Below are 23,492 nucleotides of genomic sequence, written 5' to 3'. Positions count from 1 at the left end.
GAGCGTTGCCCGGACCGACGGCCGGCCGAACGTCTCGTGACCAGCTCAGCGGGCTCGTGCCAGCGCCGCTCGCAGCCGTGGTGTCAGCGGCCTCTCGACATACCTGTGCAGCAGCCACGCCAGCAGCAGCATCGCCCCCACCGTCAGCGGGAGAGTCACCGCCGACGGCAGACCGAGCCCGCGGTGCAGGGCGTGGACGGCCACCCAGCCGAGATGCTCGTGTACCAGGTAGAAGGGGTAGGTCAGCGCGCCCGCGACCGTCAGCCAGCGCCAGTCCGCCCGGCGGAGCAGGCCCAGCGCGATCGCCGCCACCGCCACGAACCCCAGGGTGACGACGAGGACGATGCCGGTGGCGGAGCGGTAGGAGAACCCGCCCGCGTCGGGCGCGTGCCACAGCTCCCGCACCGCGTAGTGCTGTCCGATCAGCCAGCTCACGGCGACGATGCCCCAGCCGTACACGTCCCGCCGGTCGAGGTGGACGAGGTACAGGCCGACACCGCCGATGAAGAAGGGCGCGTACTCGGGCATCAGCACGATGTCCAGCAGCGGCATCCGCGCGTTCTCGGCGATCACCGCCGCCAGCGTCCAGCCCGCGCAGAACAGCACGATCCGGCGGCGGGTGGCCCCCGGCAGGACGACGCACAACGCGAACAGGGCGTAGAAGCGGACCTCGGCCCACAGCGTCCAGCACACGCCGAGCACCCGGTCCACGCCCAGCGGCATCTGCAGCATCGTCAGGTTCACCAGGGCGTCGCTGGGCGAGACAGCCCGGTAGGCCACCACCGGCAGTGCGAACACGGCCGTCACCAGCACGACCGCCGCCCAGTAGGCGGGCAGCAGCCGGGAGGCGCGGGAGGCGAAGAAGGACTTCAGCGGCCGGCCCCGGCCGCTCATGCAGATCACGAACCCGCTGATCACGAAGAAGACCTGCACACCGAGGCAGCCGTAGGCGAAGTACTCGTGCAGCGTGGGGAACTGCTCCTTGGGGGAGGTGCCCCACGCGTCGGTGACCTCGCCGTCGCGCCCGCCGTAGTGGTAGGCCGCCACCATCAGCGCCGCCACCAGCCGCAGTCCGTCCAGGGCGCGCAGCCGGCCCGTGGACCTCTCCCGGCGCCGCGGTTCGGCCGGGGCGCCCGGCGGTGCGGCCGGCGCGGCGGGACCGGGCTGGGGCTTGGGGGTGCTGACGACCGTCTCGGTCACGCTGGAAACCTCTGTGTGGCTCGTCCGACCTTCACCTGGGCCGCCTGGGGGCGGGCAGGGCGCCTGTCACCCTAGGACGTGAAGGGTCGCCATGACGTTCGACGGCAAGAGGCTTCGCCTGCCGGTTTCCCTGGGTTCATCTGGAGGTCGCCGGGGCGGCCCGCCGGGCACGGCCTCCTCTTCAGCGGCGCACCGCCTTGCGCAGGGCCCGTGCGCGCCGGACCACCCGGCGTGCCGTGGAATTGCGCGGCAGAAAGGCCAGCCGCTGCGGAATTCCGCCGGGCAGTCCGAGCGAGGTGAGCCGGCGCTTCTTGAAATACCGCCGGGTGCGCGGCCCGAGATGGCCGGAAAGGAACTGTTCCGCCTGCGGGCGCAGCTCGGGGTAGATCTGCGGCTGCATGGTGAATCCGACGGCGGTGAGCAGACCGGGCAGCCGCTCGGCCGGCACCACGTCGCCGTCCCCGCCGCTCTCCAGATCGGGCAGTAGCGCGTCCGCCAGGGTGGTGGGGACCCGGTTGCTGTTCTGGTAGGGCGTCAGCCGCTCCAGCAGCAGCTCCGTGCCGATGCGCGCGACCGGCAGGTCGTAGAACGAGGAGGCGGTGAACAGGGCGGTGGAGAAGCAGCCGACGACCAGGGCGGGCCGGGCCCGGTCGAACAGCACCTCGGCGAGCACGGGCGTGTCCAGCACGGTGAGGTCGACGCCGAGCTTGTCCGCCTCGGTCTCCAGGGCGCGGCTGTAGCGGGCCGGTGCGGTGGGGTGCGGCTTGAAGACGACGGTGCGGTGGCCGCGGTCGACGGCGCCCCGCATCATCCGCACGTGCAGGTCCTCTTCCTCCTCCGGGGAGAGGATGTCCAGCGCCGACAGGTACTGGCCGAGCAGCAGCGCCGCGTCGCCGGGGACGGCGGGCAGCCGGGGCACGGTCTCGGTGACCTCGCCCAGCACCTTGAGGAACGCGGGCGTCGGCACCAGCCGCGCCGGCACGCCGAACTCCGTGAGCAGCATCGGCGTCAGCCCCGGCACCAGGTCGAGGTGCAGCAGCCGCCGCACGCGCGTGCCGACCAGCGGGTCGAGCTTGTTGCGGGTGGGGCCGTAGCTCATCAGGCCGTCGGCGTAGACGTCGACGGGCGCGTCGGTGAAGAGCTGGGCCACCGTGAGCGCGGGGGCGACCTGGAGGGACTCCAGGACCAGGCTGACCCGGTCGTCACCCAGGCCCCACAGCATCCGCAGATAGCGCTCGAAGAGCGGGACGTCGTCGGCGCGGGGTGTCCAGGCGCCCGGGTGGAAGGGCCGGATCGCCTCGTTCCAGGACAGCACCTCGTCGAAGTGCGCGCGCAGCGGCTCGAAGCCCGGCATCTCGTCCAGGGCCGGGGTGGTCTCCGGGGTCGCGGCGTTGTTGAACACCAGCAGCACCCGGCGGTCCGGCTCCTCGAAGAGGTCGGAGTCGATCGCGGCGGCCAGGGTGGCGACGCCGTAGAGCGTCGAGGCGCAGAAGATCTGGGTCGTCCCGGGCATCAGGCGGCCGCTCCCGTCGTGGTCACCCGGCGCCGCAGCCGCCGCAGCTTCGCCGAACGGTCCATGTCCATGGCCTCCAGTGCGTCAGTGAGCGCGTCCTGCGGCATCCGCCTGATGGCCGCCGCGCTCATCGACCGCAGCTGCCGCGCCACGGCCGGTTCGAACCTGTCCTCGTTGGAGAGGTGGTGGGCGATGATCGCGCAGTAGGTGCGCACCGCCTTGGGCAGCAGCCGGTCCGCCTCCCGGTCGGCGGCCGTCTCCTCGATCACCTGGTCGAAGGCCCGGATGAAGTCGAGCTGGCGGACGTCGCCGATCTGGGTCAGCGAGGAGGCCACCCCGCGCCGGTAGAACACACCGAGCAGGCTCACCACGGCGAACGACTCCGCCTCGCGGTGCAGCTTCCAGATCCACGGCCGGTCCTCGGCGGTGCGCAGCCCGTCGGTGAAGTGCAGCAACCCCTTGTCGACCAGGCGGCGGTGGTAGGCGCCGGCCCAGGCGTAGGCGTAGTCGACCGAGGTGGAGCGGTGCGCGGGCAGGATCGCCTCGCGCGGGTCGAACGCCTCCCAGCGGCGGCCGACCGGGACCCGGTGCACGGAACGGGCGCGCGCGGTGGCCTGCACATGGTCGGTGCGCACGAAGTCACAGCCCAACGTGTCCATCGCGGACACCAGTTCGGTGAGGTAACCGGGGGCGAGCCAGTCGTCGCCGTCCAGGAACGTCAGGTACTCGCCCCGGGCCGCGTCCAGGCCGGTGTTGCGTGCGGTGGCGAGACCGCCGTTCTTCTCGTGTCGGATGTAACGCACCTGCGCGACATCCGAGAGCTCCTCGGCCGCCCGTTCGAGAATGGCCGGGGTTTCGTCCTTCGAGTGGTCGTCGACCAGGATGAACTCGAAATCCGGGTCGGCGTTCAGCCGGAGGCTTCTGAGGGTGTCCGGGGCATATTGGCGCACGTTGTAGAACGGCACGATCACGGAAAGCTTAGGCACCCGCGAAACGTTAGGAGTTCGCCCGGCAGCGGAACTTTCCGAAGGGCGTACACCGGGTGAACTCAATGTGTCAGAACGGTGCACCGCGTGTACTTCCAGCTTTCCGGCGGGCCAGTTCGGCTCTCGGTGGGCTGTTGTTAACGTTTCGTTGAGTCGTGGTTCCGCCGTACCTAGAATTCGGTTCCTAGCGTCGTCGACGTGCCAGCAAGTACACCGAAGCGCCCGCGCATCGCCGTCCTCGCGGACTCCGACACCCGATGGAAATGGGGTGCGCTGACCGCGGACCGCGTCGCCCCGGGACCGTCCATGGAAACCGGAGCGCACGAGACGCCGCAAGTCGGCCCCGTCCTCGACGGATACCTGCTGCGCGGCCGGGCCACGCCCACCCCGCGCCAGCTGCGGGAGGTCGGCGTGCGCGCCGACTCGCTGCGCGAGGTCACCGCGGTCGAGTTCCTGCGCGCCATGGCGGAGGAGTCCTACGACGTCCTCGTCCTCGCCCTGGTCGGCGGCGGTGTGCAGGCGATGCTGCACGGCCTCGGGCGCGTCTGGGAGCACCGCACCGCGCGGCCCGTCGTCGTCACCGGCTACGTCGGCGTCGTCTACGAGAAACTCGCCGACGGCCTGCTGCTCCGGCACGGCGCGGACCTCGTCCTCGCCAACTCCCGCCAGGACGCGGAGCGTTTCCGGGCCGTCTACGAGGGAGTGGGCGCCGACGCCTCCTCGGTCACGGAGGTGGCCCTGCCGTTCCTCGGCGGCGCGCCGTACGCGGGTGAACACGACCCCCGCACCGTCGTCTTCGCCGCCCAGCCCTCGGTCCCCGAGAGCCGCAAGGACCGTACGTACCTGCTGGACCGCCTGGTGCAGCACGCCCGCCGGCACCCCGAGCGCGAGGTACTGCTGAAGCTGCGCTCCCGGCCGGGCGAACACACCACCCACATCGAGGAGTTGCCGTACCAGAAGCTGGTGCAGCGGCTCGACCCGCCCGCCAACTTCCGCCTGGTGTACGGAAACATGGGCGAGGTCCTCGACCGCACCGACCTGCTGGTGACGGTCAGTTCCACGGCCGCCCTGGAGTCGCTGCACCGCCGCATCCCCACGGCCGTGCTCACCGACCTCGGCGTCCGCGAGTCGCTCGGCAACCACCACTTCGTCGGCTCCGGCTGCCTCGCGTCCTGGGACCAGCTCGACGCCGGTCACCGGCCCGAACCGGACGCGGAGTGGGTCGCCCGGCAGGGCGTGGTGGCCGACGGCTCCTACGACTCGGCCTTCGACATGGCCCGCGAACGCATCGCGAAGCTGCTCGACCGGCCCGGCGGCCTGCCCCCGCTGACCCCGTACTACACCCCCGTCACCGCGCCCGGCTACCTGCCCGGCATCCTCGCCCGCCACCACCTCGGCCCCGACGGCACGCCGCTGCCCGGCGCGCCCGCCGCAGAGAAGGAGCCCGGACCGGTCCGGCAGATCGTGCGCCGGGCGGCGCGCGGCGCCTACCGGCACGGCGTGCAGCGCGTGGCGCCCGTCATCCGGCGGATGGGGGAGCTGTGAGCCGCCCCGAGACCCCTGACCGAGGAGTAGACCCCATGTCCCGACCGGAAGCCGGCCAAGGCTCCTCCGTGCGCCGCGTGCTCGCGGTGATCCCCGCGCGCGGCGGCTCCAAGGGCGTGCCCGCGAAGAACCTCCTGCCCGTCGGAGGGGTGCCGCTGGTGGCGCGCGCGGTCCGCGAGTGCCGCGCCGCACGGCTCGTGACCGACGTCGTCGTCTCCACCGACGACCAGGCCATCGCCGCCGCCGCCCGGCAGGCCGGCGCCGAGGTCGTGCTGCGCCCGGCCGCCATCGCGGGCGACACCGCCACCTCCGAGGCCGCCGTGCTGCACGCCATGGACGCCCACGAGGCCCTGCACGGGGCGCCGGTGGACGTGGTGCTGCTGGTGCAGTGCACCAGCCCGTTCCTCGTCCGTGAGGACATCGACGGGGTCGCCGGCGCGATCGCCGAGAACGGCGCCGACACCGCCGTCACCGTCGCGCCCTTCCACGGGTTCGTCTGGCGCGACGCCGACGACGCGCTGGCGGCCGGCTCCGTCGCGGAGAACGACGCGGCCGCAGGCGGCGGTTACGGCGTCAACCACGACAAGTCGTTCCGGCCCCGCCGCCAGGACCGCCCCCAGGACCTGCTGGAGACCGGCGCCGCCTACGCCATGGAGGCGACCGGCTTCCGCGAGCACGGGCACCGCTTCTTCGGCCGCACGGAACTCGTGCGCACCGACCCCGCCCGGGTCCTGGAGGTCGACGACCCGCACGACCTGGCCCGCGCCCGGGCCCTCGCGCCGCTGTTCGACGCGGGCAGGCCCGGCGCCCTCCCGACCGCCGGCGACATCGACGCGGTCGTCCTCGACTTCGACGGCACCCAGACCGACGACCGGGTGCTGATCGACTCCGAGGGACGGGAGTTCGTCTCCGTGCACCGCGGCGACGGACTCGGCATCGCGGCCCTGCGCGACAGCGGCCTGAAGATGCTGATCCTGTCCACGGAACAGAACCCGGTGGTCGCCGCCCGGGCCCGGAAGCTCCGGCTCCCGGTGCTCCACGGCATCGACCGCAAGGACCTCGCGCTGAAGCAGTGGTGCGAGGAGCAGGGCATCGCGCCGGAGCGCGTGCTCTACGTCGGCAACGACGTCAACGACCTCCCGTGCTTCGCCCTCGTCGGCTGGCCCGTGGCGGTCGCGAGCGCCCACGACGTCGTGCGCGGCGCCGCACGCGCGGTCACCACCGTCCCCGGTGGCGACGGCGCGATCCGAGAGATCGCCAGCTGGATCCTCGGCCCCTCTCTCGATTCCCTCACCAAGTAAGGACATCTCTGCCATGAGCACCAACTCCCGTATCCGCCGGTTCGGTTCGCGCGAGGTCGGCCCGGGCCGCCCGGTCTACGTCTGCGGTGAGATCGGCATCAACCACAACGGCGAGCTCGAGAACGCCTTCAAGCTGATCGACGCCGCCGCCGAGGCCGGCTGCGACGCCGTCAAGTTCCAGAAGCGCACCCCGGAGATCTGCACCCCGCGCGACCAGTGGGACATCGAGCGCGACACCCCCTGGGGCCGCATGACCTACATCGACTACCGCCACCGCGTGGAGTTCGGTGAGGACGAGTACCGCGCGATCGACGACTACTGCACGTCGAAGAACATCGACTGGTTCGCCTCCCCGTGGGACACCGAGGCCGTCGCCTTCCTGGAGAAGTTCGACGTCCCCGCCCACAAGGTCGCCTCCGCCTCCCTCACCGACGACGAGCTGCTGCAGGCGCTGCGCGCCACGGGCCGCGCGGTGATCCTCTCCACCGGCATGTCGACGCCGAAGCAGATCCGCCACGCGGTCGAGGTCCTCGGCTCCGACAACATCCTGATGTGCCACGCCACGTCGACCTACCCGGCGAAGGCCGAGGAGCTCAACCTGCGGGTCATCAACACCCTGCAGCAGGAGTACCCGAACGTCCCGATCGGCTACTCCGGCCACGAGACCGGCCTGCAGACCACCCTCGCCGCGGTCGCCCTGGGCGCCACCTTCGTCGAGCGCCACATCACCCTCGACCGCGCCATGTGGGGCTCGGACCAGGCCGCCTCCGTCGAGCCGCAGGGCCTGACGCGCCTCGTCCGCGACATCCGCACGATCGAGTCCTCCCTCGGCGACGGCGTGAAGAAGGTCTACGAGTCCGAGCTCGGCCCGATGAAGAAGCTGCGCCGCGTCACCGGCGTGGTCGCCGAGGCGGAGATCGCCGCCGCGGCGGGCGAGCCGGTCGGCGTCTGAGCGCACCACCTCCACCCCCCCCCAACGACGGGACGGTCGTACGTCGATGAGCCCCCGCGCCGGGAACGCCGGCCCCCACACTCTCGCCTTCGTCGAGAGCCCGGTACAGCTGCTGAACGTGCTGGAGTGGGCGCACGCGCACGCGCCCGGCGCGGGGCTCACCCTCGTGGTGCTGTCCCCCGTCGACCCGATGACGCGCGGCCAGCTGCGGCGGATGTCCGACCTGGCCCGCGACGAGGGGCACGAGGTCCGCTGGGAGGAGGCGCGCGGCGGCCCCCTGGCGCCCTTCCAGACCATCGGCGGCCTCGCGGGCCTGCTCCGCAGGGCACGCCGCGTGGTCCTGGGCGACCCGTTCTCCCGCTACGTCCAGCTGCTCCTGACGATCACCCGTGCCCGTGACCTGGTCGTCGTCGACGACGGCACCGCGACGATGGAGTTCGTCGGGCAGCTGGCCCGGGGGGAACGCCTGGTCCGCTGGCACCGCAAGGGCGGCCGACCGGGCCCGCGGGACCTGCTCTTCGCGCCGGTGTCCTCCTCGGCCCGCCGCCGTCTGACCCCCGGCGGCAGCCGCCGCGTCGAGATCTTCTCCTCCATGCCGATGGCGGAGACCCCGGCCGGCGTCACCGTCACCGCCCACGACTTCGCCTGGACCCGGGCCCGCTTCGGCCCGCCCCGCATCACCAAGGGGGCGGACCTGGTGGGCACCTCCCTGGTGGAGACCGGCGTGGTGGACGAGGACCGCTACCTGGAGGCCGTCCGCGCCCTGGCCGGGACCCACGGCGCCACGCGCTACTTCGCCCACCGCCGCGAGAACACGGACAAGCTCCGCCGCCTCGCGGCCGAGACGGGCCTGGAGATCGTCCGCCCCGAACTCCCCCTCGAACTGATCGCCCGCCGCGGCCCCATCGGCCGCACGATCCTCAGCTTCCCGTCCACGGTCGTCCACACCCTCCCCCTCGCCCTGTCCGGCACGGAGGTACGCGTGGCGGTCTGCGACATCGACCCGACCTGGCTGACCCGGACGGCCTCCCCCCGCGCGCAGGGCTTCCTGTCGGGCGTGACGGGCGCGGCCCGCGACGTGGACCGGGTGCGGGGGGTGGGCGAGGCGTCCGGTACGGGGGTGCCCGGGGCGCGGGAGGCCACTTCCGCGACGGCGCCCGGCGTCGAGGGTTCGGCCGGTCCGGCGGGTTCGTCCGGGGAGGCGGGGTCGGGTACGGCGGCGAAGGCGATGCTTCCGGTGCCGCCCGGTACGGGGGTGCCCGGGGCGCGGGAGGCCACTTCCGCGACGTCGCCCGGCGTCGAGGGTTCGGCCGGTCCGGCGGGTTCGTCCGGGGAGGCGGGGTCGGGTACGCCGGCGAAGGCGACGCTCGCGGCGCCGCCCGGCACCGTTGGACTGACCGGCACCGTTGGACTCACCGGCGCCGTGGGCCTGACCGGCACCGTCCCGAACGTGGCCGCCGGCTGATGGACGGGACCCTCTCGGGGGCGTGAAAGCGGGTCCGACCCCGGTCGAGGCCCGGTGTGTTCCTCAGGTGCCGACGGGGGCCCGGCCCCGGTCCCCCGTCGGCTTCCGCGCCAGCAGGAACGCCCGGGGCCTCTTCTCCCCCTCCTCCGGCTCGCGCAGCACCCTCGCGTACAGCTCCAGGCCCGCGGCCGTGAGCCGGGCCGCGACCGTGTCCGGGGTGCGCCAGTGGTAGTCCAGGGAGATCTCCCGGCCGTAGCGCTCGGACAGGCGCGTACGGCCGTTCTCGTCACCGGACTGGAAGCCGAGCAGGACCGGTGCGCCCGGCACGAGGACGCGGTGGAACTCGGTGCAGACCGACGGCAGGTGGTCGTCCGGCACATGGATGACCGAGTAGAGCGCGACGACGCCGCCGAGGGACTCGTCCAGCAGGTCCAGGGACGTCATCGAGCCGACGTGGAACCGCAGCCCCGGGTGCGCCCGGCGGGCCAGGGCCACCATGCGGGGCGAGACGTCGATACCGAAGACCGGAAGCCCCAGGGCGTGCAGCCGGGCCGTCACGTATCCGGGGCCGCTGCCGAGGTCGGGGACCGGAGGCCCTGACTCCGCCCCGGCCGTCCCGGCCGGCCGCACGAAGGCCGTGAGCAGGGCCTCCTCCAGCGGTCTCCCGGCCAGGCTGTCGGGATGCTCGGCGCTGTACGCCTCCGCGATGGCGTCGTACGAGGCCCGTGTGGACTGCAGGAACCCAGGGCTGTCGGCGCGCACGGGGCGCACCCTGTCGGTGCCGCTCGTCATGCGGGCGAACGCGCCGGTGTTCGCCGCGCACAGCGTGGTATCCGTGAAGGAGTATGGAGGGATACCGGAGCTGTGACCCGGATGTGCTCGACGTCACACTCCGTCGGGTGGGATGACCGACTCGACCCAAAAGGCGGGCCAGTTTACCCACCTCGATTGACAGTCATGCGTCCGGCGGCCACGTTTTCTCCCCCTAACGGGCTGAAGTTTTGTTGATCCAGGGTCAGGTGACCCCCGAGTCGCCCTACCCTTCAAAGGGTGAAGCCACTGATGTCACCGGAGTCCGAGGTCGATCTTCCCGCGGGAGCGGTGCTCCCCGGCGCGCTGCCCGACGCTCTGCGCGCCGAGCTCATCGCGTTCCGCCGCGACCTGCACATGCACCCGGAGCTCGGCAACCAGGAGTTCCGCACGACCGCCGCGATCAAGGAACGGCTGGAGAGGGCCGGGCTCAAGCCGCGCGTCCTCCCCACCGGGACCGGACTCGTCTGTGACATCGGCGTATCCGGCGCGCAGTGGGACGGCGGTCCCAGCATGCTCGCCCTGCGGGCCGACATCGACGGCCTGCCCATCCCGGACACCAAGGCCGACTGCCCGTACCGCTCGACCGTGCCCGACCGCGCGCACGCCTGCGGCCACGACGTGCACACCACCGTCGTCCTCGGCGCCGGTCTCGTCCTCGCCGACCTGCACCAGCGGGGTTTGCTGCCGCGCCCCGTCCGGCTGGTCTTCCAGCCCGCCGAGGAGGTCCTGCCCGGCGGCGCCGCCGACGCCATCAAGGGCGGGGTGCTGGAAGGGGTCGGCGCGATCATCGCCGTGCACTGCGACCCCCGGGTGGACGCCGGCAGGATCGGACTCCGGGAGGGTCCCATCACCTCCGCGTGCGACCGGCTGGAGATCGGCCTCGACGGCCCGGGCGGCCACACCGCCCGCCCGCACCTCACGACCGACCTGGTCACCGCCGCAGCCCGGGTCGTCACCGACGTCCCCGCCCTGGTCGGCCGCCGCTTCGACAGCCGCAGCGGGCTCGCCATCACCTGGGGCCGCATCGAGTCGGGCCACGCGCCGAACGTCATCCCGCAGCACGCCGAGCTGTCCGGCACGGTGCGCTGCCTGGACATCGAGGCCTGGCGGCAGGCGCCCGACGTCGTGGTCGCGGCGATCGACGAGATCGCGAACCTGTACCGCGCCAAGTCGGAGATCAACTACGTGCGCGGCGTCCCACCCGTCGTCAACGAGCCCGGCGTGACCGAGCTGCTCCGAGAAGCCATGACCGCCCGCCGCGGGGTCGACTCCGTCGTCGGCACGGAGCAGAGCCTCGGCGGCGAGGACTTCTCCTGGTACCTGGAGCACGTCCCCGGCGCGATGGCCCGGCTGGGCGTCCGCACCCCCGGCGAGCGCCACGTCCGCGACCTCCATCAGGGCGACTTCGACGTCGACGAGTCGGCGATCACGGTCGGCGTGGAGCTCTTCACGGCGGCGGCCCTGGTCGACGGCCTCCGCTGACCGCTCCCCGGACCTCCCCGGAGAGACCACCGGGCGCGGCGCGGCCCCGACGGCCCGACTCCCACCCCGCCGTGCCGCGCCGGTCGGCCTTTGTACGTCCCCACCGGGCCGTGCCGGTCGGGGGTTTGTACGTCCCCACCCCGCCGGGCCGTGCCGGTCGGGGGTTTGTACGTCCCCACCGGGCCGGGCCGTGCCGGTCGGGGGTTTGTACGTCCCCACCGGGCCGTGCCGGTCGGGGGTTTGTACGTCCCCACCGGGCCGGGCCGTGCCGGTCGGGGGTTTGTACGTCCCCACCGGGCCGGGCCGTGCCGGTCGGGGGTTTGTACGTCCCCACCGGGCCGGGCCGTGCCGGTCGGGGGTTTGTACGTCCTCACCCCGCCGGGCCGTGCCGCGCCGGCCGGGGTGTGTGGGTGACCGGGTCGGGGGCGTGGGGCCTGTCACGGGTTCGAGCGCCCCGGCGACCCTCCTCACGCCCCCGGCGACGCTCCACCCCCCACGAGGCTCCAACCCCGCACCCCGTCCGTTCCGCCCGGTTGCGCCCCGTCCACCCCCGGGAGAGTCTGGTCCGCGTGATGAGCACGCACGCGCCGCGTTTCCGAGTGCACCATTCGACCCCGTTCGAGCCCGCGGTTCACAACGGTGTAACCGGCCATCGGCACGAATGGATAACGGCCCTGCGGCGACCCGTTCCCAGGAGTGTCTACGCGCGTTAAGGTGCGCCGAACTGAGCACCCGCTGCGGAGCTTCGGAGAATGGGGAACTTCAGATGCGTCGGATTTCCAAACTGACCCGCGTCGCGGTGGGGGTCGCGTCGCTGGGCCTCGTCGCCACGGCCTGTGGCGGTACCAGCAGTGACAGTGGCGACGGCGGCGGCAGCGACAAGGGCGTCGCCATCGCCTACGACGTCGGCGGCAAGGGTGACCAGTCCTTCAACGACGCCGCCTACGCCGGTCTGACCAAGGCCAAGGACGAGTACGGCTACAAGACGGCCGACATCGAGCCCACCGAGGGCGAGACGGACGCCGACAAGGAGCAGCGGCTCGCGTCGCTGGCCAAGCAGGGCTACAACCCGGTCATCGGCGTCGGGTTCGCCTACGGCCCGGCCATGAAGGCCGTGGCCTCGAAGTACCCGGACACCACCTTCGGCATCGTGGACTCCGTGGTCGAGGGCAAGAACGTCGCCTCCCTGGTCTTCGCCGAGGAGCAGGCCTCGTACCTCGCCGGTGTCGCCGCCGCCAAGGCCACCAAGTCCGACGTCGTCGGCTTCGTGGGCGGCGTGGACATCCCGCTGATCCGCAAGTTCGAGGCCGGCTACAAACAGGGCGTCACGGACACCAACCCCAAGGTGAAGGTCCTGTCGCAGTACCTGACGCAGACGGCCGAGGAGGGCGGCTTCTCCAGCCCCGACAAGGGCAAGGCCGCCGCCGAGGGCCAGATCGAGAAGAAGGCGGACGTGGTCTACGCGGCCGCCGGCCTCTCCGGCCAGGGCGTCATCGAGGCCGCAGCCAAGGCCAAGGTCTGGGCGATCGGCGTCGACTCCGACCAGTACAAGCAGGCCGCCCTCGCGCCGTACAAGAACTACATCCTGACCTCGGCGCTCAAGGACGTCGGCGGCGCGGTCTACGCACTGGCCACGTCGGTCCACGACGACAAGCCGCTCACCGGCACCCAGACCTTCGACCTGAAGGTCAACGGCGTCGGCCTGTCCGAGTCGAACCCCGAGTTCGCCAAGGTCGCGGGTCTCAAGGAGGCCGTGGACAAGGCCAAGCAGGGCATCGACGACGGCTCCATCAAGGTCAACACGCAGTAGCAGCGCCGGTCGTACGGTGACGGAAGCGGGGGGGGCCCCCCCGGGGCCCCCCCCCCCCCGGGGCCCGGGGCCCGGCCCGCCGGGGGGGACCCCCCCCCCCCCCCCAACCCTTCCACCCCCCCCTGCGGCGGCCTGGCGCGCGGGCGGCGCCGGGGGCGCCCCCCCCCCGGCCCCCCCCCCGCCGCGCGTTCCCGGTGCCGCGTCCGTCCGTGGGTCACCCAGCGCCACGCCCCGTTCGCGGTCGGCGACGCCCCGGCGAGGGACGGTGAGGGCTTGGCCACGGGCGGATAACAAGGTGGACAGAAGGGGTTTTCAGGCAGGTCTACGCGCGTTAATCTGCGGCGGAAGCCAGCGCCGAAGCTGTGAAGCCGTCCCGAGCTGTACCGTCCGGCGCTAGTACGACTAGGAGCACCCACACATGCGCCGGATTTCCCGGATCACGGTCGCAGGCGCAGCGACCGCCTCCCTGGCCCTCGCTCTCTCCGCCTGCGGCGGCACCTCGACCTCCGCCGGGTCGGACTCCAAGGGCGACAAGGGGCTCGCCATCGCCTACGACGTCGGCGGCAAGGGCGACCAGTCCTTCAACGACGCGGCCTACGCGGGCCTGGAGCAGGCGAAGAAGGAGTTCGGGTACCAGACGGCCGACCAGGAGCCCACCGAGGGCGAGACGGACGCCGACAAGGAGCAGCGCCTGGTCTCGCTGGCCAAGCAGGGCTACAACCCGGTCATCGGCGTGGGCTACGCGTACGCCGCAGCCGTCAAGGGCGCCGCGGAGAAGTTCCCGGACACCACCTTCGGCATCGTCGACGACGCCACGATCGACAAGAAGAACGTCGCCGACCTCGTCTTCAACGAGGAGCAGGCCTCCTACCTGGCCGGCGTCGCCGCCGCCAAGAGCACCGAGTCGAAGGTCGTCGGCTTCGTGGGCGGCGTGGACATCCCGCTGATCCACAAGTTCCAGGCCGGTTTCGCGCAGGGTGTCGAGGACACCGACCCGAAGGTCAAGGTGCTGTCGCAGTACCTGACGCAGACGGCCGAGGAGGGCGGCTTCTCCAGCCCCGACAAGGGCAGGACGGCCGCCGAGGGCCAGATCGAGAAGAAGGCGGACGTGGTCTACGCGGCCGCCGGCCTCTCCGGCCAGGGCGTCATCGAGGCCGCCGCCGCCAACAAGGTCTGGGCGATCGGCGTCGACTCCGACCAGTACACGCAGGAAGCCCTCGCCAAGTACAAGGACTCGATCCTGACCTCGGCGATGAAGGACGTCGCCAAGGCCGTGTACAACCTGGCGAAGTCGGTGGAGGACGGCAAACCCGAGACCGGTATCGTTCGTGGCGATCTGAAGACCGGCGAGGTGAGCCTGTCGAACTCCAACCCGAAGTTCGCGGACGACGCCGAGCTCCAGGAAGCCATCAAGACGGCCAAGGAGAAGATCATCAGCGGCGAGATCAAGGTCAAGAGCAGCTGACGACCGACCGCCTCGCCACGAGGCGGTGACCCCGGGGTTGCGTTCGCTCGGCGGGGTACGGGGAGGCTGCTCCCCGTACCCCGCTTGCCGCGGTGCGCCGGCCCCTTCGCATGCCGTAGGGGCGCTACGCGCGTAGACGACCCCCGTCCCCAGGAGAGTGCGCCATCAACGCGTCCAGCAGCCCTCCGGCCGGAGCGGCGGTCAACGAATCGGTGACCGCCGTCGAGCTCGCCGGGATCACCAAGCGTTTCCCCGGTGTCGTGGCCAACCACGACATCCACCTCAGCGTCCGCAAGGGCACCGTCCACGCCCTCGTCGGCGAGAACGGCGCCGGCAAGTCGACCCTGATGAAGATCCTCTACGGCATGCAGAAGCCGGACGAGGGCACCATCGCCGTCGACGGGCAGCAGGTCGGCTTCTCGTCGCCGGCCGACGCCATCGCCCGCGGCATCGGCATGGTCCACCAGCACTTCATGCTCGCCGACAACCTCACGGTCCTGGAGAACGTGGTCCTCGGCAGCGAGAAGCTCCACGGCATCGGCGCCAAGGCCCGTCGCACGATCAGGGACCTCTCCGAGCGCTACGGCCTCGGCGTCGAGCCCGACCTGCTGGTCGAGGAGCTCGGCGTCGCCGCCCGCCAGCGCGTGGAGATCCTCAAGGTCCTCTACCGCGGCGCCACCACCCTGATCCTGGACGAGCCGACCGCCGTGCTCGTGCCGCAGGAGGTCGACGCCCTCTTCGCCAACCTGCGCGAACTGAAGTCCGAGGGCCTCTCGGTGATCTTCATCTCGCACAAGCTCGGCGAAGTGCTCTCCGTCGCCGACGAGATCACCGTCATCCGCCGCGGCACCACCGTCGGCACGGCTGTCCCCGCCGAGACCACCCCGCGCCAGCTCGCCGAGATGATGGTCGGCAGCCAGCTGCCCACGCCCGAGACGGCCGAGTCCACGGTCACCGACCGCCCGGTCATCAGCGTCGAGGGGCTGCGCCTCGCGGCCCCCGGCGGCAAGGCCCTTCTCGACGGCATCGGCTTCACCATCCACGCGGGCGAGGTCCTCGGCATCGCCGGCGTCGAGGGCAACGGCCAGACCGAGCTCGTCGACGCCCTCATCGGCCTGCGGCACGCCGACTCCGGCACCATACGGCTCGCCGACGAGGAGATCACCGCCTGGCCGACCCGCAAGCGCCGTGAGCAGGGCGTCGGTTACATCCCCGAGGACCGCCACCGCCACGGCCTCCTCCTCGAGGCGCCCCTCTGGGAGAACCGCATCCTCGGCCACGTCACCGAGAAGCCGCTCGCCAAGGGCGTCTGGCTGGACCCGAAGGCCGCCCGGGAGGACACCCGCCGCATCGTCGAGACGTACGACGTCCGCACCCCCGGCATCGACGTCACCGCGGCCTCCCTGTCCGGCGGCAACCAGCAGAAGCTGATCGTCGGCCGCGAGATGAGCCACACCCCGCGCTTCCTCATCGCCGCCCACCCGACCCGCGGTGTGGACGTCGGTGCCCAGGCCGCCATCTGGGACCACATCCGCGAGGCCCGCCGCGAGGGCCTGGCCGTGCTGCTGATCTCCGCCGACCTGGACGAGTTGATCGGCCTCTCCGACACGCTGCGCGTGATCTACAACGGCAGGCTGGTCGCCGACGCCGACCCGGCCACCATCACCCCCGAGGAGCTCGGCTCGGCCATGACCGGTGCCGCCACCGGGCACCTCGCGCACGACGAGACGCCCGAGAGCTCGAAGGGCGACGCCCCCGAGTCTCCGGAAGACGAGGCCCGCTGATGAAGAAGTTCGACAAGGAGCGCGTGCTCCTCGCGGTGGCCGGACCGGTCATCGCGCTCGCCGTGGCCTTCGTCCTGAGCGCGATCGTGCTGATCGCGTCGGGCAAGAGCCCGTTCGAGCCCTTCGCCCTGATGTTCGAACAGCTCGGCTTCTCGGACATCCAGGTCCTGATCATCAACCAGGCCTCGATGTACTACATCGCGGCCCTCGCGGTGGCCATCGGCTTCCGGATGAACCTGTTCAACATCGGCGTCGACGGCCAGTACCAGCTCGGTGCCATGATGGCCGCCATCGTCGGCGCCCACGTGAACACACCCGCCGCGATCCAGGTCCCGCTGCTGCTCCTGACCGCCGTCCTCACCGGCGCCTTCTGGGCCGGCATCGCCGGTGTCCTCAAGGTCACCCGCGGCGTCAGCGAGGTCGTCGCCACGATCATGCTCAACGCGATCGCCACCTCCGTGATCGCCTACCTGTGGCTGCCGGACGTCTTCGGTGTGAAGGTCGGCAACAACAACACCACCGGCGAGATGTACGAGTCCGGCTGGATTCCCGGCATCCCCCTGGGCGAGGCCGGTGAGATCTACGGCCTGGTGCTGCTCGCCGTGCTGCTCGGCATCGGCTACTGGGTGGTCCTCAACCGCACCCGCTTCGGCTTCGACCTGCGCGCCTCCGGCGCCTCGCAGACGGCCGCCGCGGCCAGCGGGGTCGACCCCAAGCGCATGGTGCTCAGCGCCATGCTGATCTCCGGCGGCATCGCGGGCCTCGCGGGCCTGCCGATCCTGCTCGGCGACACCCACACCTACAGCCTCAACTTCCCCACCGGCATCGGCTTCCTCGGTATCGGCATCGCCCTGCTCGGCCGCAACAGCCCCGTGGGCATCGCCTTCGCCGCCCTGCTGTGGGCCTGGCTCGACAAGGCCTCGCCCGAGCTGGACTTCCACGGCTACGACAAGGAGATCGCGGTCATCATGCAGGGCCTGATCGTCCTCTCCGTCGTCGTCTCCTACGAGGCCGTCCGCGAATGGGGCCTGCGCCGCCAGCAGCGCCGCGTCGGCGCAGAACTCGCCGCGGGCCACGTCCTCGGCGCTCAGAACACGAAGGAGGTGGCTGGCCGATGACCGCTCCTACCTCGGCGATCGACGTCAACCAGCCCACGCTGCAGCCCGCGGCACCGACCGGCCGCCGCCTGTCGTGGCCCGTCCTGCTGCTCGTCATCGCCGGCGGACTGGCGCTCACCTCGATCGTCCGCATCATCACCGGCGCCGACGGCATCACCAACGTCAGCCAGATGTCCACCGCGTTGCAGCTCGCCGTGCCGATCGGCCTGGCCGGCCTCGGCGGCCTGTGGGCCGAGCGCGCGGGCGTGGTCAACATCGGTCTCGAGGGCATGATGATCCTCGGCACCTGGTTCGGCGCCTGGGCCGGCTTCCAGTGGGGCCCGTGGACCGGTGTCCTGGTGGGCATCGCGGGCGGCGCGATCGGCGGCCTGCTGCACGCCTTCGTCACCGTCACCTTCAACGTCAACCACATCGTCTCCGGTGTGGCCATCAACATCCTCGCCCTGGGCGCCACCCGCTACCTCGCGCCCCTCGCCTTCGAGGGCCACACCGGCGGCTCCGCCAAGCAGTCCCCGGCGGTGGACTCCCTCGGCCACTTCACGGTGCCCGGCCTGTCCGACGCCCTGCGGGACCTCAACGCCAAGGGCTGGTTCCTGATCTCGGACATCGCCGGCCTGCTCGGCGGCCTGGTCACCAACGTCTCCTGGCTGACCCTGATCGCCGTCGCGCTGATCCCCGCCACCTGGTGGATCCTGTGGCGCACCGCGTTCGGCCTGCGGCTGCGCTCCTGCGGTGAGAACCCGGTCGCCGCAGAGTCCCTCGGCGTCAACGTCTACAAGTACAAGTACATCGCCGTCGTCATCTCCGGCGGTCTGGCCGGCCTCGGCGGCGTGTTCCTGTCCATCGTCGCCAACCCCTTCTACCTGGAGGGCCAGGTCAGCGGACGCGGCTACATCGGCCTCGCCGCGATGATCTTCGGCAACTGGATGCCGGGCGGACTCGCCCTCGGCGCGGGCCTGTTCGGCTACACCGACAGCCTCAACCTGCGCGGCGGCTCCACCAACGTCCACGCCCTGCTGCTGCTCGGCGCGCTGCTGCTGGTCATCGGCGCGATCTGGCTGGTGGTCCGCAAGAAGTACGTCCCCGCGGTGATCACCGCGGTCGTCGGCGCCCTGGTGTTCGCCTGGTACGCGACCACCGACGAGGTCCCCAACCAGGTCGTCTCGGCCACGCCGTACGTCATCACCCTGGTGGTCCTGGCCCTGTCCGCGCAGCGGCTGCGGATGCCCAAGGCGGACGGTCTGCCGTACCGGAAGGGACAGGGCAAGTGACCGACGCCGGTCCCGCGGTCGACTGGGAGCGGCTGCGCGCGGTGGCCCGGGACGCCATGTCCCGGGCGTACGCCCCGTACAGCGGCTACCCGGTGGGCGTGGCGGCCCTGGTCGACGACGGCCGGATCGTCTCCGGCTGCAACGTCGAGAACGCCTCCTACGGGCTGGGCCTGTGCGCCGAGTGCGGCCTGGTGTCGGAGCTGCACAACACCGGGGGCGGCCGGCTGACGCACTTCACCTGCGTCGACCGCGACGGCGCGCCGCTCGTGCCGTGCGGCCGCTGCCGCCAGCTGCTGTACGAGTTCGGCGGCCCGGACCTCCTGATGGACACCCCGGCGGGGATCCTGCCGCTGTCGGAGATGCTGCCGCAGGCCTTCGGGCCGGGCCACCTCAGCACGTAACCCCGTGCGGCCCTGCTGAGTTGCTCAGGGGGGCCGTACGGCTTCTGGAACCCTCGGAAGGAAGCCAAGCCATGGCCATGGACGCCATCTCCGTCATCCGCACCAAGCGGGACCACGGCGAACTCAGCGACGCGCAGATCGACTGGGTCATCGACGCGTACACCCGCGGGGAGGTGGCCGACGAGCAGATGTCGGCCCTCGCGATGGCCATCCTCCTCAACGGCATGAACCGCCGCGAGATCGCCCGCTGGACCGCCGCGATGATCGCCTCCGGCGAGCGCATGGACTTCTCGTCCCTGTCCCGCCCGACCGCCGACAAGCACTCCACGGGCGGCGTCGGCGACAAGATCACCCTCCCGCTGGCGCCGCTGGTCGCCGCCTGCGGTGCGGCCGTCCCGCAGCTGTCGGGCCGCGGCCTCGGCCACACCGGCGGCACGCTGGACAAGCTGGAGTCCATCCCCGGCTGGCGCGCGCTGCTCTCCAACGACGAGATGCTGAACGTCCTGGACGGCGCCGGCGCGGTGATCTGCGCGGCCGGTGACGGGCTGGCCCCCGCCGACAGGAAGCTCTACGCGCTCCGCGACGTCACCGGCACGGTCGAGGCGATCCCGCTGATCGCGTCCTCGATCATGTCGAAGAAGATCGCCGAGGGCACGGGCTCGCTGGTCCTGGACGTCAAGGTCGGCACCGGCGCCTTCATGAAGACCCTCGAGGACGCCCGCGAACTGGCCTCCACGATGGTCGGCCTGGGCACCGACCACGGGGTGAGGACGGTCGCGCTGCTCACGGACATGTCCACCCCGCTCGGCCTCACCGCCGGCAACGCCCTGGAGGTCCGGGAGTCGGTCGAGGTACTGGCCGGCGGCGGCCCCGCGGACGTGGTCGAGCTGACGATCGCCCTGGCCCGGGAGATGCTCGACGCGGCGGGCGTACGGGACGCCGACCCGGCGAAGGCCCTGGCCGACGGCTCCGCCATGGACGTCTGGCGCCGCATGATCGCCGCCCAGGGCGGCGATCCGGACGCGGAGCTGCCCGTGGCCCGGGAGCAGCACGTGATCAAGGCCCCGTCCTCCGGCGTCCTCACCCGCGTCGACGCCTACGACATCGGCGTGGCCGCCTGGCGCCTCGGCGCGGGCCGGGCCCGCAAGGAGGACCCGGTGCAGGCCGGCGCGGGCGTCGAACTCCACGCCAAGCCGGGCGACACGGTCACCGAGGGCCAGCCCCTGCTGACCCTCCACACCGACACCCCCGAGCGCTTCGCGTACGCGCTGGAGGCGGTCGAGGGCTCGTACGACGTCGCGGCCCCGGGCGCGGACCTCACGCCGTCGCCGGTGGTCCTGGAGCGCATCGCCTGAGCGAGGGCTCGCCCTCCGGCCCACCGCACGCGCACGGGGCGGCGTACACCGACGGGCCCGCCGGTGCACACCCCCCGGTTCCGCAGCGCCACAGCCGCCGGCCACGCCGGATCGGCGGAACGACATCCTCTGCACGGCACCCCCGGCCGGCGAGGAGACGGGCACACGACACGGGACCGGCAGATGCATGGGGCATGCAGCCAAGCTTCCGGGCTGAGCCGCACCAGGGTCAATGTGATCCTCACGGCGCCGGACGGGCCCACCGCCCCGATGAGTTACGGAGGACCGGCCGGTCTACCGCTCGTGAACGCCATGACACCGCCCGTGCTCGTACTGCCCGGCCCCGTCACCCGGGACGAGGTGAGAGGGCTGAGCGACGACGTACGGGCACTGCTGCAGCATGGCGGTGCCCGGGTCGTGGTGTGCGACGTCGGAGGCCTGGGACCGCCGGGCCTCGCCGCCGTGGAACTGCTGGCGCGGCTCCAGCTGGCCGCCCGCAGGGCCGGGGGCCGGATCCGGCTGCGCGACCCCGACCCGGCCCTACGCGCCCTCCTCGACCTGGTCGGTCTCCCCTTCGAGATGGAGGGGCAGATCGAAGAGCGGGAACCAGCGCTCGGTGTCGAGGAAGCAGTGGAACCCGGTGATCCGGCCCTCTGAGATCTCCAGCACCTGGACCGCCCACGGCGTGAAACCGCCGCTCTCCGGGTCCGGCTTGTACTGGGCGAAGCCGGGCATGCCGTTGACCTGGACCGGCGCCAGCCGGGAACCCGCGCAGGGCGCGCCGAGGGTGGTCATGAAGCCGGTGATGTCGTCGGCGCCGGTGAGCCACAGGTCGAACGGCGGCATCGTCATGATGGCGTCCTCGTGCAGCAGGGCCGTCAGCGCCGTCATGTCGTAGCCCTCGAAGGCCGCCATGTAGCGGTCCAGGAGCTTTTGCTGGTCCTCGTCCAGCGGGTCGGAGACGGCCGCGTCGGCGCCCGGCTGCCGCCGCTCTGCCAGGGTGGCGCGGGCCCGCTGAAGGGCGCTGTTCACGGAGGCCACCGAGGTGTCCAGCAGCTCGGCGACCTCGCTGGCCTTCCAGGCCAGGACCTCCCGGAGGATCAGCACGGCCCGCTGCTTGGCCGGCAGGTTCTGCAGGGCGGCCATGAACGCGAGCCGCACGGACTCCTTGGCGACCGCCGCCTCCGCCGGGTCGTCGGTCGTGGGCAGCACGCGCCCGTCGGGCATGGGCTCCAGCCAGGTGTTGTCGGGGCGGGGGGAGAGGGCTGCCTGGGCGAGCGGGGTGGACTCGGTCAGGTCCATGGGCCTGGCGCGTTTGTTGCCCGCCGTCAGCATGTCCAGGCACACGTTCGTCGCGATGCGGTAGAGCCAGGAGCGGAGGCTGGAGCGGCCCTCGAACTTGTCGTGGCTGCGCCAGGCGCGCAGCATCGTGTCCTGCACCGCGTCCTCGGCCTCGAAGGAGGAGCCCAGCATCCGGTAGCAGTAACCCGTCAGCTCCGTGCGGTATGCCTCCAGCCCGGTGTCCAGGTCCGTCGGTGTCGCCGTGCCGTTCGCCATCTTTACCCACCCGTGTGGACGTCCTGTTCACGCGCCGTCGCGCCCCAGCACTTCGGAAGCTACCGCAGCCCACTGACAACGGCCCCCGGAGCGGACGGAACCGCAGGTCACAGCGGGTGGTCGGCCGGGCGGGAGGAAGACGGCGGCCCGGGCTCAGACCGCCGCGGCCGGCCGCCGCCGGACCCGGGCCGCCCTGGTCCCGAACACCGTGATCGTCACGACGCCCAGGACCGCCAGCAGCCCGACGCCGACCGTGCCGCCCCAGCCGCTCGTGTGGAAGGCGACCGCGCCGAGCGTGCTGCCCGCGCTGGAGCCGATGTAGTACGCCGACTGGTACAGCGCGGAGGCCTGGGCGCGGCCGTGGGCGGCCGTCTTGCTGACCGCCGAGGACGCCACCGCGTGGCCCGCGAAGAAGCCCGCCGTGATGAGGACCAGGCCCAGCAGGACCACGGGGAGCGACCCGGCCAGGGACAGCAGCAGGCCCGCCGCGGTCGTCGCGCCGCCCGCGTACAGCGCGCCCCGGCGGCCCAGCCGGCCCACCAGGCGTCCGGCCGCCGAGGCCGACACCGTGCCCACGAGGTACACCAGGAAGATCGAGCCGATGATGCCCTGGGGCAGGGAGAACGGGGCCTCGGTCAGCCGGTAGCCGATGACCGTGTACACCCCGCCGAACACCGTCATGAACAGCGCGCCGATCGCGTACAGCCGGCACAGCAGCGGATTCGACAGGTGGTCGCGGACCGTCCGGGCCAGGACCCGGGGCCGCAGCGAGCCGGCCGTGAAGTGCTTCGGGGCGGGCAGCAGCAGCCGGAAGGCCACCGCACAGGCCACCGCGATCACGCCGATGACCCCGACGGCGACCCGCCAGCCCCACTCCTGCGCGACCCAGCCCGTGATGACACGGCCGCTCATCCCGCCCACGCTGTTGCCCGCGACGAACAGCCCGATCGCGGTGACGAGCGCCCTGGGGCTGACCTCCTCCGCGAGGTACGCGGTCGCCGACGCGGGCAGACCGGCCAGCGCCGCGCCCTGCAGGGCCCGCAGCGCGACCAGCGCGCCCAGCGAGGGCGCGAAGGGCGTCAGCAGCCCGAGGGTCACCGCCACGCCCAGCGAGGCGGTCATGACCGGACGCCGCCCGAAGCGCTCCGACAGCGCGCTCATCGGCAGCACGAAGAGCGCGAGACCACCCGTCGCGGCGGCCACCGTCCAGCTCGCGTCGCCCGCCGCCACGGCGAACTCCCCGGAGATCAGCGGGAGCAGAGCCTGGGTGGAGTACAGCAGCGCGAACGTCGCTACACCGGCGAGGAAGAGGGCGAGACTCATCCGGCGGTAGCCGGGCCCGCCCGGGGACACACGGGAGTCGGAAGCGGGGACGGAGGCATCGGCGCCCACGGCGGTGGACGCCCCGGTACTGGCGGGAGACATGCCTCGAACGTACGGACGCTCCCACTGTTCCGTCCAATGCACGGAACGG

General features: G+C 72.1%; 18 protein-coding genes and 1 pseudogene. 13 read left to right on the top strand and 6 right to left on the bottom strand.

What is annotated here, in order from left to right; translation table 11 throughout:
* Positions 1-45: 45 nt before the first annotated feature.
* From ACFW6P_RS01790 to ACFW6P_RS01780, 3 genes are all read right to left on the bottom strand, one after another.
* Entirely contained in the window at positions 46-1,200 is a 1,155-nt protein-coding gene (locus tag ACFW6P_RS01790; protein WP_386422678.1) for an acyltransferase family protein, read from the bottom strand.
* A gap of 181 nt (positions 1,201-1,381) precedes the next feature.
* A complete protein-coding gene (locus ACFW6P_RS01785) occupies positions 1,382-2,713 on the bottom strand; it encodes an alpha-2,8-polysialyltransferase family protein (protein WP_386351400.1) in 1,332 nt (443 codons plus the stop codon).
* On the bottom strand, positions 2,713-3,699 hold the full coding sequence (locus tag ACFW6P_RS01780; RefSeq protein ID WP_386351397.1) for a glycosyltransferase family 2 protein: 987 nt from the start codon (positions 3,697-3,699) through the stop codon (positions 2,713-2,715). Before ACFW6P_RS01780 ends, ACFW6P_RS01785 begins: the two co-directional genes overlap by 1 nt.
* A gap of 198 nt (positions 3,700-3,897) precedes the next feature.
* On the opposite strand from ACFW6P_RS01780, the gene ACFW6P_RS01775 reads away from it, so the two are divergent.
* The 4 genes and pseudogenes from ACFW6P_RS01775 to ACFW6P_RS01760 all read left to right on the top strand — a co-directional run.
* The gene (locus tag ACFW6P_RS01775; RefSeq protein WP_386351394.1) at positions 3,898-5,244 is read left to right on the top strand and encodes a DUF6716 putative glycosyltransferase; all 1,347 of its coding nucleotides are present in this window, start codon (positions 3,898-3,900) and stop codon (positions 5,242-5,244) included.
* A gap of 35 nt (positions 5,245-5,279) precedes the next feature.
* Positions 5,280-6,545 (top strand): cytidylyltransferase domain-containing protein, encoded by a 1,266-nt coding sequence (locus tag ACFW6P_RS01770; protein WP_386422677.1) that lies wholly within the window; start codon positions 5,280-5,282, stop codon positions 6,543-6,545.
* Positions 6,546-6,558: 13 nt separating this feature from the next.
* Positions 6,559-7,497 (top strand): N-acetylneuraminate synthase family protein, encoded by a 939-nt coding sequence (locus ACFW6P_RS01765; protein ID WP_386422676.1) that lies wholly within the window; start codon positions 6,559-6,561, stop codon positions 7,495-7,497.
* A gap of 46 nt (positions 7,498-7,543) precedes the next feature.
* Positions 7,544-8,596, top strand: a pseudogene (locus ACFW6P_RS01760) (hypothetical protein); the annotation flags it as partial.
* A gap of 429 nt (positions 8,597-9,025) precedes the next feature.
* On the opposite strand, the gene ACFW6P_RS01755 reads toward ACFW6P_RS01760, so the two are convergent.
* Entirely contained in the window at positions 9,026-9,754 is a 729-nt protein-coding gene (locus tag ACFW6P_RS01755) for a class I SAM-dependent DNA methyltransferase (RefSeq protein ID WP_386422674.1), read from the bottom strand.
* Between the two features lie 270 nt (positions 9,755-10,024).
* Between ACFW6P_RS01755 and ACFW6P_RS01750 the strand changes: the two genes are divergently transcribed.
* The 9 genes from ACFW6P_RS01750 (at position 10,025) to ACFW6P_RS01710 (ending at position 21,118) form a co-directional block, all read left to right on the top strand.
* Positions 10,025-11,257, top strand: coding sequence for a M20 family metallopeptidase (locus ACFW6P_RS01750; protein ID WP_386422781.1), 1,233 nt, complete (start codon positions 10,025-10,027; stop codon positions 11,255-11,257).
* A gap of 766 nt (positions 11,258-12,023) precedes the next feature.
* Complete coding sequence (locus ACFW6P_RS01745) at positions 12,024-13,067, top strand: BMP family protein (protein WP_386351381.1); 1,044 nt, start codon at positions 12,024-12,026, stop codon at positions 13,065-13,067.
* 418 nt (positions 13,068-13,485) lie between these two features.
* Positions 13,486-14,532 carry a BMP family protein gene (locus ACFW6P_RS01740; RefSeq protein WP_386422672.1) on the top strand — a complete coding sequence of 349 codons (1,047 nt, stop codon included), beginning with the start codon at positions 13,486-13,488 and terminating at the stop codon, positions 14,530-14,532.
* 212 nt (positions 14,533-14,744) lie between these two features.
* Entirely contained in the window at positions 14,745-16,316 is a 1,572-nt protein-coding gene (locus ACFW6P_RS01735; RefSeq protein ID WP_386422671.1) for an ABC transporter ATP-binding protein, read from the top strand.
* Positions 16,316-17,434 (top strand): ABC transporter permease, encoded by a 1,119-nt coding sequence (locus tag ACFW6P_RS01730; RefSeq protein WP_386422669.1) that lies wholly within the window; start codon positions 16,316-16,318, stop codon positions 17,432-17,434. The genes ACFW6P_RS01735 and ACFW6P_RS01730 overlap by 1 nt, the downstream gene beginning before the upstream one ends.
* Positions 17,431-18,705: an ABC transporter permease gene (locus tag ACFW6P_RS01725; protein WP_386422666.1), complete on the top strand. Its 1,275-nt coding sequence runs from the start codon at positions 17,431-17,433 to the stop codon at positions 18,703-18,705. Before ACFW6P_RS01730 ends, ACFW6P_RS01725 begins: the two co-directional genes overlap by 4 nt.
* Positions 18,702-19,106 carry a cytidine deaminase gene (locus ACFW6P_RS01720; protein WP_386351367.1) on the top strand — a complete coding sequence of 135 codons (405 nt, stop codon included), beginning with the start codon at positions 18,702-18,704 and terminating at the stop codon, positions 19,104-19,106. The genes ACFW6P_RS01725 and ACFW6P_RS01720 overlap by 4 nt, the downstream gene beginning before the upstream one ends.
* 71 nt (positions 19,107-19,177) lie before the next feature.
* On the top strand, positions 19,178-20,461 hold the full coding sequence (locus ACFW6P_RS01715; protein ID WP_386422664.1) for a thymidine phosphorylase: 1,284 nt from the start codon (positions 19,178-19,180) through the stop codon (positions 20,459-20,461).
* A 270-nt stretch (positions 20,462-20,731) separates the two neighbouring features.
* Positions 20,732-21,118 carry an STAS domain-containing protein gene (locus ACFW6P_RS01710; RefSeq protein WP_386422661.1) on the top strand — a complete coding sequence of 129 codons (387 nt, stop codon included), beginning with the start codon at positions 20,732-20,734 and terminating at the stop codon, positions 21,116-21,118.
* On the opposite strand, the gene ACFW6P_RS01705 is transcribed toward ACFW6P_RS01710, so the two are convergent.
* Positions 21,002-22,018, bottom strand: coding sequence for a sigma-70 family RNA polymerase sigma factor (locus ACFW6P_RS01705; protein ID WP_386422658.1), 1,017 nt, complete (start codon positions 22,016-22,018; stop codon positions 21,002-21,004). The two genes, ACFW6P_RS01710 and ACFW6P_RS01705, sit on opposite strands and share 117 nt — an antisense overlap.
* A gap of 153 nt (positions 22,019-22,171) precedes the next feature.
* A complete protein-coding gene (locus tag ACFW6P_RS01700; RefSeq protein ID WP_386422655.1) occupies positions 22,172-23,443 on the bottom strand; it encodes an MFS transporter in 1,272 nt (423 codons plus the stop codon).
* Positions 23,444-23,492: the final 49 nt, after the last annotated feature.

Source organism: Streptomyces sp. NPDC058741 (genome assembly GCF_042746715.1).
Taxonomy (GTDB): Bacteria; Actinomycetota; Actinomycetes; order Streptomycetales; family Streptomycetaceae; genus Streptomyces.
This window is presented reverse-complemented; position numbering and strand designations above follow the sequence as displayed.

Excerpts from the sequence above, each read along its gene's own strand:
- ACFW6P_RS01785 (WP_386351400.1), bottom strand. The coding sequence starts at position 2,713 with ATGCCCGGGACGACCCAGATCTTCTGCGCCTCGACGCTCTACGGCGTC.
- ACFW6P_RS01770 (WP_386422677.1), top strand. The coding sequence starts at position 5,280 with ATGTCCCGACCGGAAGCCGGCCAAGGCTCCTCCGTGCGCCGCGTGCTC.
- ACFW6P_RS01765 (WP_386422676.1), top strand. The coding sequence starts at position 6,559 with ATGAGCACCAACTCCCGTATCCGCCGGTTCGGTTCGCGCGAGGTCGGC.
- ACFW6P_RS01755 (WP_386422674.1), bottom strand. The coding sequence starts at position 9,754 with ATGACGAGCGGCACCGACAGGGTGCGCCCCGTGCGCGCCGACAGCCCT.
- ACFW6P_RS01750 (WP_386422781.1), top strand. The coding sequence starts at position 10,025 with ATGTCACCGGAGTCCGAGGTCGATCTTCCCGCGGGAGCGGTGCTCCCC.
- ACFW6P_RS01745 (WP_386351381.1), top strand. The coding sequence starts at position 12,024 with ATGCGTCGGATTTCCAAACTGACCCGCGTCGCGGTGGGGGTCGCGTCG.
- ACFW6P_RS01740 (WP_386422672.1), top strand. The coding sequence starts at position 13,486 with ATGCGCCGGATTTCCCGGATCACGGTCGCAGGCGCAGCGACCGCCTCC.
- ACFW6P_RS01730 (WP_386422669.1), top strand. The coding sequence starts at position 16,316 with ATGAAGAAGTTCGACAAGGAGCGCGTGCTCCTCGCGGTGGCCGGACCG.
- ACFW6P_RS01725 (WP_386422666.1), top strand. The coding sequence starts at position 17,431 with ATGACCGCTCCTACCTCGGCGATCGACGTCAACCAGCCCACGCTGCAG.
- ACFW6P_RS01715 (WP_386422664.1), top strand. The coding sequence starts at position 19,178 with ATGGCCATGGACGCCATCTCCGTCATCCGCACCAAGCGGGACCACGGC.
- ACFW6P_RS01710 (WP_386422661.1), top strand. The coding sequence starts at position 20,732 with ATGAGTTACGGAGGACCGGCCGGTCTACCGCTCGTGAACGCCATGACA.
- ACFW6P_RS01705 (WP_386422658.1), bottom strand. The coding sequence starts at position 22,018 with ATGGCGAACGGCACGGCGACACCGACGGACCTGGACACCGGGCTGGAG.
- ACFW6P_RS01700 (WP_386422655.1), bottom strand. The coding sequence starts at position 23,443 with ATGTCTCCCGCCAGTACCGGGGCGTCCACCGCCGTGGGCGCCGATGCC.